This window comes from Lentisphaera profundi (genome assembly GCF_028728065.1).
GTDB classification, from domain to species: domain Bacteria; phylum Verrucomicrobiota; class Lentisphaeria; order Lentisphaerales; family Lentisphaeraceae; genus Lentisphaera; species Lentisphaera profundi.
On record NZ_CP117811.1, the window covers coordinates 1,824,167 to 1,837,878 of the forward strand.

General features: G+C 41.6%; 9 protein-coding genes. 7 read left to right on the plus strand and 2 right to left on the minus strand.

Features of this window, described 5'->3' with window-relative positions; translation table 11 throughout:
- Positions 1–72 precede the first annotated feature (72 nt).
- Positions 73–1,122, plus strand: a complete 1,050-nt coding sequence (locus tag PQO03_RS07215) for a DUF368 domain-containing protein (RefSeq protein WP_274149119.1) — start codon at positions 73–75, stop codon at positions 1,120–1,122.
- A 36-nt stretch (positions 1,123–1,158) separates the two neighbouring features.
- Here the strand turns inward: PQO03_RS07215 and ilvD are convergent, their stop codons facing one another.
- Positions 1,159–3,003, minus strand: coding sequence for a dihydroxy-acid dehydratase (gene ilvD / locus PQO03_RS07220; RefSeq protein ID WP_274149120.1), 1,845 nt, complete (start codon positions 3,001–3,003; stop codon positions 1,159–1,161).
- 367 nt (positions 3,004–3,370) lie between these two features.
- Here ilvD and nirB point away from each other — a divergent pair, with 367 nt between their 5' ends.
- The 5 genes from nirB to PQO03_RS07245 all read left to right on the plus strand — a co-directional run bounded on the left by nirB (position 3,371) and on the right by PQO03_RS07245 (position 11,829).
- On the plus strand, positions 3,371–5,881 hold the full coding sequence (gene nirB, locus PQO03_RS07225) for a nitrite reductase large subunit NirB (RefSeq protein WP_274149121.1): 2,511 nt from the start codon (positions 3,371–3,373) through the stop codon (positions 5,879–5,881).
- A gap of 10 nt (positions 5,882–5,891) precedes the next feature.
- A complete protein-coding gene (gene nirD, locus PQO03_RS07230) occupies positions 5,892–6,224 on the plus strand; it encodes a nitrite reductase small subunit NirD (protein ID WP_274149122.1) in 333 nt (110 codons plus the stop codon).
- Positions 6,225–6,258: 34 nt separating this feature from the next.
- Positions 6,259–9,765 carry a nitrate reductase gene (locus PQO03_RS07235; protein ID WP_274149124.1) on the plus strand — a complete coding sequence of 1,169 codons (3,507 nt, stop codon included), beginning with the start codon at positions 6,259–6,261 and terminating at the stop codon, positions 9,763–9,765.
- Complete coding sequence (locus tag PQO03_RS07240; RefSeq protein ID WP_274149126.1) at positions 9,762–11,138, plus strand: rubredoxin; 1,377 nt, start codon at positions 9,762–9,764, stop codon at positions 11,136–11,138. Before PQO03_RS07235 ends, PQO03_RS07240 begins: the two co-directional genes overlap by 4 nt.
- Before the next feature lie 88 nt (positions 11,139–11,226).
- Positions 11,227–11,829 carry an RNA polymerase sigma factor gene (locus PQO03_RS07245; RefSeq protein WP_274149127.1) on the plus strand — a complete coding sequence of 201 codons (603 nt, stop codon included), beginning with the start codon at positions 11,227–11,229 and terminating at the stop codon, positions 11,827–11,829.
- Here the strand turns inward: PQO03_RS07245 and PQO03_RS07250 are convergent.
- On the minus strand, positions 11,822–12,496 hold the full coding sequence (locus tag PQO03_RS07250) for a DUF3313 domain-containing protein (RefSeq protein WP_274149129.1): 675 nt from the start codon (positions 12,494–12,496) through the stop codon (positions 11,822–11,824). The two genes, PQO03_RS07245 and PQO03_RS07250, sit on opposite strands and share 8 nt — an antisense overlap.
- 130 nt (positions 12,497–12,626) lie before the next feature.
- Here PQO03_RS07250 and alr point away from each other — a divergent pair, with 130 nt between their 5' ends.
- A complete protein-coding gene (gene alr, locus PQO03_RS07255; protein WP_274149130.1) occupies positions 12,627–13,706 on the plus strand; it encodes an alanine racemase in 1,080 nt (359 codons plus the stop codon).
- The last annotated feature ends 6 nt before the right edge of the window (positions 13,707–13,712 follow it).

Here is a 13,712-nt window from a genome sequence, read left to right on the forward strand (position 1 = left end):
CATTTATCCTGCGAGTAAAAAAATTGTACATGGGTATATTCAGCGGATCAATTAAGGAGATCGTCAAACAATATGAAAGTTTTTATCAAAGGCATGCTAATGGGCACCGCAGATGTGGTCCCAGGAATTAGCGGAGGCACACTAGCTTTAATTGTCGGCATATACGAAAGACTCATCAATGCACTCAAAAATTTATCTCCACAAATTATATATAAATTACTCCGCTCACTATTTTTCTGTATCCAGAAACAAGGACGCGAAAATTTTGTCCAAGAGTTCAAAAAAATTGACGGTCAATTCTTAACACAACTCGGATTTGGCGTACTTTCTGCGATTATCATTGGCAGTAGTTTTATCCCTCAACTCATCATTCATCATACTGCACTTACTTTTTCCTGCTTTCTCGGACTTATCGTTCCTTCCATCTTCCTCCCCTGGAGCATGATTAAAAAAAACCGTCTCTCTAACTACATTTTTTTCTTTATCGGCTTAGCCATCACAATAGGCAGTACTATGGCCGTCAAAGGCTCCGTATCTGGATCAAGCGAATTGATTAGCTTTGCCAATGCCACATGGATTTGTTTTACATCTGCTTTTATTGCCATCTGTGCCATGATCCTCCCTGGAATTAGTGGTTCTTTTATCCTCATGCTTCTTGGTCAATACATTTTTATTCTAGGCCTAATCGTTCGCTTAAAACAGAGTGTCACGGGGAAAGTATCCGCGGAAAAAGCAGACGCATTGAGTTTAGTTCAGCATTTCTCTACTATCGAAACTATTATATTACTCTCAATTTTTGGCCTAGGCTGCCTCATTGGGCTCGGAGTGATGAGTCGAGTTATCCACAAAGCTTTAGAAAAATTCCATGATCATACAATGGCCCTACTCACCGGCATGATTGCCAGTGCACTCTACGTCTTATGGCCTTTTAAAATAGACATGCTCAATGCTGACGGCTCAATTCTTGCTAATAAGGGGATATGGATTCCAAGGGCCTATAACACCCTACCCGATTTCTCTTCCGATAGCTTTGTTCAATCCACCATTCTTTTTGCTATCAGCTTGAGCCTCTCTTACCTTCTTATTCGCAAGGGAAACAAGGCAAATAAAAAGGCCGCCTAAAGGCGACCTTTTATAAAGCATGCTTAGTTCTTTATATTAGAACCAATCAACATCTCTTACAGCACCCTTATCAGCAGAAGTTGCCATCGCACCATAAGCTTTCAACGCTTTTGATACCGTGCGCTTTCTACTTATAGGTCGCCAAGGCTTATCCGAGGCTTCCATCTTTTTACGACGAGCCGCTAAATCTTCATCAGAAATATCAATCGCTATTATCCGGTTTGGAATATCAATATTGATCGTATCACCCTCTTCTATCAGTGCAATAGCACCGCCGGAAGCTGCTTCAGGCGAGACGTGACCAATAGATAAACCCGAAGTACCGCCAGAGAAACGTCCATCAGTAAGTAGTGCACAAGCTGCACCTAAGCCACGTGACTTGAGGTAAGTTGTTGGGTAAAGCATTTCCTGCATACCAGGTCCGCCTTTAGGACCTTCATAACGAATCACAACGACGTCGCCAGCTACAATTTTATCAGCAAGAATGGCTGCCACTGCAGTATCTTGACTCTCGAAAACACGAGCTGGACCTGAGAATTTAAGAATAGATTCATCCACACCCGCAGTCTTAACAACACAGCCATCAAGCGCCACATTACCATAGAGTACGCCTAAGCCACCATCTAGCGAGTAAGCATTGTCGATACTTCGAATACAGCCATTTTCACGATCGGTATCGAGTGTATCGTAGCGAGTACTCTGACTGAAAGCCGTTTGCGTCGGAATTCCAGCTGGACCCGCTCTGAAAAATTCTTTAACCGCTTCATCTTTAGTTGTGAGGACATCGTATTCATCAATTGCTTGACCAAGCGTCGGCGTATGCACTGTACTCGTTTCAGTATTGAGCAAACCTGCACGCTTGAGTTCCCCCATGAGAGCATAAATACCACCCGCACGGTGAACGTCTTCCATGTGATAAGTCTGAATTGCCGGAGCTACTTTACAAAGGTTAGGAACTTTACGTGAGAGTTCATCAATATCCTTCATAGTGAAATTCACACCAGCTTCTTGAGCCGCTGCAATAATATGTAATACCGTATTTGTTGAACCGCCCATAGCGATATCAAGCGTCATCGCATTCTGAAATGCTTCGAAAGTAGCAATTGAGCGTGGGAGAACTGAATCGTCGAAATCTTCGTAGTAACGTTTAGAAATATCTACGATGATACGCCCTGCTTTCAAGAAAAGCTGTTTACGATCGGAGTGAGTCGCCAAAGTTGAACCATTGCCCGGCAATGATAAACCGAGGGCTTCAGTTAAGCAGTTCATTGAGTTCGCAGTGAACATACCTGAGCAAGAACCACAAGTCGGACAGGCCGTACGTTCATAGCTAGTCGCATCTTCATCACTTACATCGCGATCAGCACCTGCAATCATCGCATCGACCAAGTCAGTCGCATGAGTCGTACCATCAGCAAGCTTAGTCTTACCAGCTTCCATTGGACCACCTGAAACAAATACTGCAGGAACATTCAATCTCATTGCGGCCATTAACATACCAGGAGTAATCTTGTCGCAATTAGAGATACAAACAATGGCATCTGCTTTATGACCATTCACCATATACTCAACTGAGTCAGCAATAATCTCACGCGAAGGTAGACTATAGAGCATACCATCATGCCCCATCGCAATCCCATCATCAATGGCGATCGTATTAAATTCTTTTGCTACACCACCGTGTTTTTCAATTTCTCTTGCAACCAACTGGCCCATGTCTTTTAAATGAACATGACCTGGAACAAACTGAGTAAATGAATTCACTACAGCAATAATTGGCTTACCAAAATCTTCATCTGTCATGCCTGTTGCGCGCCAAAGTGCACGTGCCCCAGCCATATTGCGACCCTCAGTGGTCGCTTTTGAGCGATAATTACCCATGTCTAAATACCTTATATATATAATACACTTTTTAAGTCTCCTATTTTATCTCGCCTTATTACATACTCAATTCAAGTAGCCATCTTTTTACAAACTAAAAGTCTCAACAAGGCTAATAGCTTCAATAATGATGCCAAAAACTAAGTAAGCCAAAAAGCTACTTATTTTGTTACTTATATAATTAGATTACATTTTTGTAATTAATTGTTTTATATATTCTATTTTATGTTGTTTTTGTTAAGTAATGACTTTTTCCAGCTAAAAAGAACTTGGAAAAGTTTTTCCCCTTGCTACACTTAAGACATAAATCGAAATAATAATAAAGTTATTTACATAAACGTAATAACGGAAAACGCAGGTAAGAAAAATGAAAGAACAAATTGTTGTTATTGGAAATGGCATGGTCGGTTACAAATTCTGTGAACGACTCCTCGAGAAAGATACACAGAACAAATTCCAAATCACAAGTTTCTGTGAAGAACCACGTCCGGCTTACGATAGAGTTCACCTCTCGTCATACTTTGATGGAAAAACTGCTGACGATCTCTTAATGGCAAAAATCGAATGGTATGAAGATAACGGCATCACTCTCCACCTTGGCGACAAAGCCACAATCATTGACCGCAAAGCTAAACTCGTTACTTCTTCAAAAGGAATCACTATTCCTTACGACAAACTCATTCTCGCTACTGGCTCAGATGCTTTCGTCCCTCCAGTACCTGGAATTGATAAAGAAGGTGTCTTTGTCTATAGAACCATCGAAGACTTAGATAAAATGCTCGCATACTCAAAAAATGTTGATCACTGTGTGGTAATCGGCGGCGGCCTACTAGGTCTCGAAGCAGCGAAGGCGGCTCAAGACATGGGACTCACTACTGAAGTCGTAGAGTTTGCTCCACGACTCATGCCTAGACAAGTCGATGATGAAGGTGGCGAAATGCTCAAAAATCTTATCGAAGATATCGGCATCAAAGTCAACCTTAACAAAGCGACTTCAAACATTGCTGGCGAAGGCAAAGTTACAGGCATGGAATTTGCCGACGACACCAGCCTTACAACTGACATGATTATCGTTTCTGCAGGCATTAGACCTCGCGATGAAATCGCTCGTGAAGCTGGTTTAACTTTAGGTCCACGCGGCGGCATTCTTGTCAATGACAACTTAAAAACATCCGATGAAAATATCTACGCCATTGGTGAATGCGCACTCTATAATAATATGATTTACGGTTTAGTGGCTCCTGGCTACACAATGGCTGATGCTGTTGCCGAACAACTTGTTGGTCGCGACGCAGAATTCAAAGGCGCTGATATGTCCACTAAACTCAAACTCCTTGGTACTGACGTAGCAAGCTTTGGCGATATCGAACCTAAAGATAGTAGTGTTAAACACCTGAGATTTAATAATCCGCATTCAGGCGTTTACAAAAAAATCGTCGTTTCAGCTGATGGTGAAAAACTTCTTGGTGGCGTACTTGTAGGTGATGCCGATGAATATGGCACACTTTTACAAATCTATCAAAACGGCATGAAACTTCCAGAAGATCCCATGACTCTAATCTTACCTGCAAATGATGACGCCCAAAGTGGCATTGGTATTGGCGACCTCCCTGATACTGCTCAAATTTGTTCTTGTGAAAATGTCACAAAAGGTGATATTTGCAGTGCTATCGAAAATGGTGCTTGCAGTATTGGTGATCTCAAATCTTGCACAAAAGCAGGTACTGGATGCGGTGGATGTATGCCCCTACTTACAGACCTCTACAAACATCAAATGGCTGAATCTGGTGTTGAAGTCTCTAATGCTCTTTGTGAACACTTTGATATGTCTCGCTCTGAAATGTACGACCTCGTTCGCAAAACAGGCATTGATAACTTTGCAACACTCTTAGCTAAACATGGCAAAGGTCTAGGTTGCGAAGTCTGCAAACCTACGGCAGGATCAATTTTTTCCACCGTTTTTAATCGCCCTATCCTTGAACATGCTCCTCTTCAAGATACCAACGATATCTATCTCGCCAATATCCAAAAAGATGGTACATACTCAGTCATACCTCGTATACCTGGCGGAGAAATCACCCCAGATAAACTTATCGTTATCGGACAAGTTGCGAAAGATTTTAATCTTTACACAAAAATCACCGGTGGCCAACGTGTTGACCTCCTAGGTGCACGCCTCAATGATCTCCCTAAAATCTGGCAGATACTCGTCGACGCAGGCTTTGAATCTGGCCATGCTTACGGTAAATCATTGAGAACAGTCAAATCATGTGTTGGTGAAAGCTGGTGTCGTTATGGCGTCGGTGATTCAACGGCACTTGCTATCCTAATTGAAGAACGTTACCGCGGCTTGCGCTCACCGCACAAATTAAAGTCTGCCGTTTCTGGCTGTACACGTGAATGTGCCGAAGCTCAAAGCAAGGACTTTGGTATTATTGCTACTGAAAAAGGTTGGAATCTCTACGTTTGTGGGAATGGTGGAATGAAACCACGCCATGCCGATTTATTAGCTTCTGATCTCGATCAAGAAACTTTAATCAAATACATCGATCGCTTCCTCATGTATTACATCAAAACTGCTGAGCGTCTCGAACGTACATCAACTTGGATGACCAAACTTGATGGCGGCTTAGAATTCCTAAAAGATATTGTCATCAATGACTCATTGGGAATTAATGAGGAACTCGAAGCTCAAATGCAACACGTCGTCAATACATACGAGTGTGAATGGAAAAACGCGATCAACGATCCCGAAAAGATCAAGCGTTTTACTCACTTCAATAATTCACAAGCACAAGATGAAACAGTTCAATTCGTACTCGAACGCGATCAAATTCGCCCCGCAAACGAAGAAGAAAAACTCAGCGTAACAATTTAAGGAATATATTATGTACACTCAATGGCACGCAGTAGGTAAAAAAACAGATTTCCCCCAAGATTTAGGAACATGTGTTAAAGTTAATGATAAACAAATTGCTATCTATCATCTTACAGATGGGAACTGGTACGCAGTACAAAATTTATGTCCTCATCAAAAACGTATGGTGCTTTCCAGAGGTTTAGTTGGTGGAGACCTTGAAAAACCAAGCGTTATCTGTCCTTTGCATAAACGTTCTTTCAGTTTAAAAGACGGCCAACTCCTCAGTGAGAGTAAGGACTGCGATAATATCAAAACTTACCCCGTCAAACTCGAAAACGACTTGATCCTTATAGAAGTTTAAATCTTAACGGCGAACTACGCCCAAAGAGAACATTATGAAAAACTGTAAAACAACCTGCTCTTATTGCGGTGTTGGATGTGGTATTTCTTTAAGCAAAGACAAAGACGATTTTCTCGAATTAGAAGGTAATGAGCAATACCCCGTAAATGAGGGGATGCTCTGCTCCAAGGGCATGAACCTTCATAACGTAGTCATGGACAAAAGTGATCGTTTGCTAGAACCACAAATGCGTTCTGCCAAACATCACCAGCTCCAAAATGTCTCTTGGGACACGGCTATGACACGTGCCGCCGCCGTCTTTAAATCTATCATAAAGAAATACGGCCCTGATTCCGTCGGCCTCTATGTTTCAGGTCAACTACTAACCGAAGAATACTACTTAGCGAATAAACTCACTAAAGGGTTTTTAGGGACTAATAACATCGATACCAACTCACGCCTCTGCATGAGCTCTGCTGTTGTGGGCTATAAAAAAACTATTGGTGACGATACCCCTCCTATTTCTTATGAAGACATAGAACATAGCGATTGTTTTTTTATTGCCGGAGCTAACCCTGCATGGTGTCACCCTATCTTATTTCGTCGTATTGAAAAAAGAAAAGAGCAATTCCCCGATACAAAAATAATCGTCGTTGACCCACGCAAAACCCAAAGTGCTGAAATGGCGGATCTTCACCTACCCCTTATCCCCGGCACAGATGTCTATCTTTTTAATGCTATCGCAAAACTCCTCGTTCAATATGGTGCGGTAGATTATAACTTCCTCGAATTACACTGTAATGGTGGACATCAACTACTCGAATTTCTTAAAGACCTAGACTTAAATGAAACTGCACAAGCCTGTGGCCTTGAGCTTTCACTCATAGAGCAAGCCGCCCGACTCATTGCAGACTCAAAAACATTGCTCTCTATGTGGACTATGGGTCTTAACCAAAGCTCCATAGGCACCAATAAAAATCTAGCTCTAATTAACCTCAATTTACTAACAGGTCGCATTGGCAAAGCCGGGAGTGGACCATTTTCACTCACAGGCCAACCCAATGCAATGGGAGGTCGCGAAGTTGGCGGCCTTTCCAACCTCTTAGCTGCCCATCACGACCTCGACAACCCTGCTCATTGTAATAAAGTCGCCAATTACTGGGGTTGCGGGTCGGTTCAATCTAAGCCAGGTTTAAGCGCCACGGAAATGATTGACGCTCTTGACGACGGTCGCCTCAAGGCCATCTGGATCATTTGCACCAATCCCGCCGTGAGCTTACCCAACCTCGAAAAAGTCGAGCGTGCTTATAAAAAAGCTAAATTTGTCATGGTCTCTGATATTTCCTCGAAGTCAGATACCCTAAAGTTTGCCGATATGATTTTACCTGCCGCTGGCTGGGCTGAAAAAGAAGGCACTATGACCAACTCTGAACGCAGAGTCTCGCACCTTCCCAAAATCATTGATCCCCCAGGAAATGCACGTCCAGACGTAGATATACTCAAACACTTCGCACAGAAAATGGGCTGGGAAGATGCCTTCACCTATCCCAACGAAGAAGCTATTTTCGATGAACATAAAGAACTCACTCGCGGAACTAATATTGATATCTGTGGCATTACTTATGATCGTTTAAAAAAGAAGTCAATTCAGTGGCCCTGCCCTAGTGAAGATCACCCTGGAACAAAACGCTTATTTGAAGACTTTAAATTTTTCACTCCTGACAAAAAAGCGAAGGTTCACGTCGTCGAACCTGAGCATAAATCTGAAAAAACTTGCGGTGATTATCCTTTGATTTTAACCACCGGTCGTATCCGCGATCAGTGGCACACCATGACCCGCACGGGAAAAGTTCAACGCCTCAATCAGCATACACCTGCTCCTAAACTCGAAATTCACCCCGATGACGCGGCTAAACTCAAAATCCTAGATGGCGAGAATGTAGAAATCACTAGCCGTAGATCCTCGGTTATCGTCGCTAGTCAAGTCTCCACGGCTATCCGTCCCGGTACAGTATTTTTACCCATGCATTGGGGCTATATAAATAAGTCTAATAAAGCCCGTGCTAATAACTTAACTTCAGATATAATTGACCCTATTTCTAAAGAGCCCGATTTTAAATTTAGTGCTGTAAAAGTCCAGGCTTTAAGCAAGAAAAAAAGAAAGATTGTACTTGTAGGTGCTGGTGCTGCCGCACTTGAGTTCATCCATTCCTATCGCAAAGTTAATGAAGACGACGAAATCCATGTTTTTGGACGTGAACCTCACCTCTTCTATAACCGCGTCCTCTTACCTGACTACATTAATAATGAAAAAAGTTGGGAGGCTATTTTACTTTCTGAAGCACAAGAGTTAACCAAACTTAAAGTCAATTACCATCAGGGCAATGCCATAGAAAAAGTATCTCCTGAATCAAAAAAAATTACTGATGCCAAAGGCGAAACCCATTCTTACGATACGCTGATACTTGCCACGGGTAGCCGCCCGACGCAAACCATGAAAACACCCAAAAATATGCAAGGTTTCTTTGGTCTGCGTACACGTCGTGATGCTGACCTTATTAAATCCTACCTAAAAGATGGCGGCAAGGCTGTCATTATTGGTGGCGGTTTATTAGGTTTAGAACTCGCGGGTTCACTCGCCTCACTAGGAATTGAAGTCACCATTATTCAACGCTCATCACGCCTCATGCGCGGCCAGCTAGATGACATGGGAAGTGATATCCTGCACGATGAAATCACAAGAAGAAATATTGAGATTATTTACAATGATGAAGTCAGTAAATTTGAGGGCGACACACATCTCAAAGCTATTGAATTAAAATCAGGCAAAAAATTAGACTGTGATGCCCTCTTTTTTGCTGCGGGAATTAAACCCAACTCAGAACTTGGCCAAGACGCGGGCTTGAAATGCGACCGTGGTATAATCGTCAATGATCAATTACTCAGCTCTGACCCTAATATCTTTGCCATGGGCGAAATTGCTCAACATCGAAACAAAACTTATGGTACAACTCCCTCAGCCCAAGATCAAGCACGTGTTGTCTCCGCTTACCTCAATGGCGATCGCTGGGCCACCTACAAAGGTTCATTGAGCTTTAACATCCTCAAGTTAAAAGACCTTCAACTCGCCTCTTTGGGGCAAGTCCGCAAACCTGAAGGGCCTGAATACGATGAAATCACCCTCATTGATCGTCGCAAAAATTACTACAAAAAATGCATCCTCCGCAATGATGTCCTTATTGGTGCTATCCTCATTGGCGACAAATCTGAATTCAATCATTTCAAAGATCTCATTGAGCAAAAAATTGAACTTGCGGACCAACGTCTTCCTTTACTGAAAGGAAGTGCTGAACCCACAGAAGCTCCCATTGGAGAAATCATTTGCTCTTGTAATAATGTAGGCGTCGGAAATATCGAAAATATTATTGGTGAAGGCTGCTGTGATTTTGAACAAATATGTACGAAATCTGGTGCTGGTACTGGTTGTGGATCCTGTCGTCCTGAAGTCAAAAGGATACTCATGAAAAGTATTGCTACACAAGCCGAAGAGGTAAAATCATGAACATGAAAAATCTTTTGACTATCAATGCTCCTGGAGGAATGCTCACTCCAAATGATTTACTTAAACTTGTAGAACCCGAGGCCATTGATGGCTTCATTTTAGGTAGGCGTCAAAATATCCTTATCAATTATCCTGGTAGACCCACAGACCTATCCCGACGAGTCAACATAGACAAGGTCCCTCTAACTCATCCCAATATTATTTGTTCACATGCCTCTGGCGGCATTGATCTAGAAAAAAATGACTGGGCCTATATTAACGAAGATTATCAAACAATCTTTGATGCCTTCCGATTCGAACCCACTATCTCAGTCAGCATCTGCAGTTTTCAACAGAGTATATTCCCACTCTTCTCGAGTAAATTAAATTTCATTTCATCCAAAATTGAAGGTCTTTGGCATTTAGTTATCATGCTTAATCAAGAACGCGTTTTATTAGCCCATCTATTTAAAACTGATCAAGTTGCGCTTGCGGTAAAAACAGCTCAGGACTTTGTAGATAAAGATCAGTTCATCACCTCGCATCACCTCGCTGAACTCATAGAATCTACTCTCCACCTAAGTGAAAATAAAAGCTCCGACCTCATCCTTCCTCCTTTACTTAATCGTGATTTCGAAGGCTTCACGCCCATGAAAAATGGACGTCTCGCACTCAATATTTTTTCCAATCATAAATCATGGAAGAAAGAGTTTATCCAAGACTTTGCGAAGCTCGCACAATCACAGGATTTAAATAGACTTTATGTCACTGCGGGTCGCTCATTACTCATGAAGCATATCAGTAAAAAGGATCTCCACACTTGGGAAGCACTGCTCGGGCGTCACAACATCAGTATTCGTCATTCTGAACAGGACCTTGCTTGGATTGTTCCATCACATAAACCCCACGCAATTAAACTCAAAGAACAAGTCATACATGAGTTAAACCGTGAAGGCTTTGCGTGTCATGGACTCAACATTGCCATTGACCCCCGAGATTCCGATTGTGGTGCACCCATTATTATCTATACCTCAAAAAACTTCATGAGCCTTTCCTGTAAAGTCATCTATAAGCCCAATTTTGATTATCGTTATTCAGGTTTTAAAATAGCAGGAAAAAACCTCAACTTTGATGATTTAATCAAATGTTTACGTTCACTTCAGCAAGAATTCCATACTCGAAAAATCAATTCTGAAGGTGTACTTATTAAGGCTATCAGTTTAGAAGATTCTAAACCTGAGCATTATCAATGCCCCGACTGCTTAAGTGAATATCACAAAACTAGCGGTGATCCAGAAAAAAATATTATGCCTGATACTGATTTCAGTGATCTCCCAAAATCTTGGACTTGTCCTTTATGCGAGTGCCCTAAAACAAAGTTTCTACCCATTTAATCTCCCTTTTAGAAAAAAGTAAGTCTAAAAATATTGCTCTGCTGAAAAGAAGCCTCATATTAGACTAACTTTTTAGGAGTAGGCAATAATGAGTTCAGATTATAATACCCGACACACTTTAATCGCTAAGATCCGCAATCAGCATGATGATCGTTCATGGGAAGACTTCGTCTACTTTTATCGCCGCTATATCTATGTCGTCATTGTAAAAATGGGCGTCTCCCATCAAGATGCCGAAGATTTGGTCCAAAGAGTCTTACTCGCCCTTTGGGAAAAGTTACCGAGCTTTGAATATGAACCCAATAAATGTAAATTCCGTACCTGGATGAATCAAATCACACGCAATACAGTAATTGCTTATTTTCGTAAACAAAAGCGCTACAAGAATGATTTAGATCGTGCCGCTAGTATTCGCCTCAATGAAGAAGATCCTGAGGAAAATGAACCCGAGATCTACAACATGGCTGAACAAGAATGGAAACTTCACGTTTCCAATTTAGCTTGGGAAAACGTAAAAGATGACTTCAAGGGTAAAGCCGCACAAGTCTTTTTACTTTTTAGTGAGGGCAAAGAAATCGAGACTATCTGTGAAGATCTCGATATAAAAAAGAACACGGCCTATGTTTTAAAAAACCGTGTTCAAGATAAACTCTACAAAGAAATCAGACGTCTCGATGACGAACTTAGTTAGCTCTCATTCCTGTATTTGCTAAACGCGCAAAAAACGTACACCATTCTTTACTCAAAGGCTTCACCTGGCTATAGCGCTGAAGCTTACCTGTCATTTCTGTCTTTGGGTGATTTTCAATACGACGATCACTAAACATCATTAACAGTTCTCCTGTCCCACCATTAAATACCTTACCTTCAATTGCCATGGATCCTCCTTTTACTGAACCCATACTAGGTAAATATTTTTTGATAGGTACTAACTCGATAATTTGTACTTCCATTAAAAGCGTTTCATTATCGACAAAGGTATGAGGAACTAAACGCACATCTTTCTGTGGATCATTCAAAAATGCTTGACGTATTTCGTAATCAAATATCTTAGCTGCTTCCACAGCAACCTTTCTATTATCTCCACTATCAAAACCTGGAAAAATATCATTTTCTTGATAGCTCGTGGCATTCTTTTTATCCCACCAGCCTAAACGTCTCATATAAGTGACTCCAACAGGCTTAAAGGCAAACTTTGTGTAATTTCCTACATGCGCATTTGGAGCTTTCCACATCAATTGTAAATTCCTTCCTTCTTCCATCTTCCAAGGATCTTTCAAAAAGCTTGTTGGCGAAGCCGGTGAAGTCCCACACGAAGACAATAATACCGCTATCAATACCACTAAAATAATTTTCATTTCTTTCTCCTAATTAAAATCGTCATTAAGATAACCCAAGTCTCAATTTCGACTAGCATGACTGAGTTTTGCACTTGTTTAATCTGAATAAAAAGTCATTTTATTTAGATAAATTTGGAGTCGTCACTTGGTGAATCAACATCGCAATACCCTAAGCATTGATTTAGCAGCTTTAAAAAGGAATTTTCTCAGCTTAGAGAACTTGAGTCAGCCTTCTCAAGTTATGCCTGTTTTAAAAGCTAACGCCTACGGCTTAGGGGCTAAAAGAATTGCTACTGAATTAAAAAATTCGGGCGCTACAATCATTGCCGTGGCCGACTTAAACGAAGCCCTAGAGCTGAGAGATCTCGATCTAGACATCCTCATCTTGGGTGATATCATTCCTGAAGAAATCCCTTTGGCCATTAGAAACAATTTCATTCTACCCATTGGTTCTATCGAAAGTGCAAAACTTATTTCCACACATGCTAAAAACCGCAGCGTATTCTGCCACCTAGTTCTGGATACAGGAATGGGGCGCTTAGGCATCCCCATTGACAAGGCTTTAGAAGAATTTGCGCAGATCGCAGCATTCGAAAATTTACATTTTGATGGCGTCTACTCACATTTCGCCGTTGCCTATGGCGATCGGGGTTTCTCTCTGCAGCAAGTAGATAAATTTAAAGATTTTCTCACTCAATGTAATTATAACTTTAATCGCATTCACCTCGCCAACTCCGATGGTATTCACAATATACCAGAAGCTTGCCAAGCCCCCTTCAACTTAGTTCGCACTGGCCTCAACCTCTATGGATGCTTTGACTTAGAAGGCCAGCAAAGAATTTGTTTAGATCCTGTACTGAGCCTAGAATCACGACTCATTAGAGTTCGCGAACTGGAAGCCGGCACCAGTATCGGCTATGGACGCGAATGTATTTTAACGAAAAAAACTTTAGTCGGCACAGTTGCAATAGGCTATGCAGACGGATTCCCATTTAACTCACAAGCCTATATTATTCACAAGGGGCAGCAATGTCCTTTATTAGGCAGAATATCAATGGATTATATCACTGTAGATTTAAGCCTAAGTCCCGAAGCAAAAAGCGGAGACTCTGTTCTCTGTCTTGGCAAAGAGCTGCCCATCGCACAGTGGGCTAAATGGAAAGCAACTATAACTTACGAAATAATTTGTTCACTTGGACAAAGAATCAAACGCATATACAAACAATAGGAGAAC

Bases quoted from the DNA above. Each gene is read 5' to 3' on its own strand.
- PQO03_RS07215 (WP_274149119.1), top strand. From the start codon at position 73: ATGAAAGTTTTTATCAAAGGCATGCTAATGGGCACCGCAGATGTGGTC.
- ilvD (WP_274149120.1), bottom strand. From the start codon at position 3,003: ATGGGTAATTATCGCTCAAAAGCGACCACTGAGGGTCGCAATATGGCT.
- nirB (WP_274149121.1), top strand. From the start codon at position 3,371: ATGAAAGAACAAATTGTTGTTATTGGAAATGGCATGGTCGGTTACAAA.
- nirD (WP_274149122.1), top strand. From the start codon at position 5,892: ATGTACACTCAATGGCACGCAGTAGGTAAAAAAACAGATTTCCCCCAA.
- PQO03_RS07235 (WP_274149124.1), top strand. From the start codon at position 6,259: ATGAAAAACTGTAAAACAACCTGCTCTTATTGCGGTGTTGGATGTGGT.
- PQO03_RS07240 (WP_274149126.1), top strand. From the start codon at position 9,762: ATGAACATGAAAAATCTTTTGACTATCAATGCTCCTGGAGGAATGCTC.
- PQO03_RS07245 (WP_274149127.1), top strand. From the start codon at position 11,227: ATGAGTTCAGATTATAATACCCGACACACTTTAATCGCTAAGATCCGC.
- PQO03_RS07250 (WP_274149129.1), bottom strand. From the start codon at position 12,496: ATGAAAATTATTTTAGTGGTATTGATAGCGGTATTATTGTCTTCGTGT.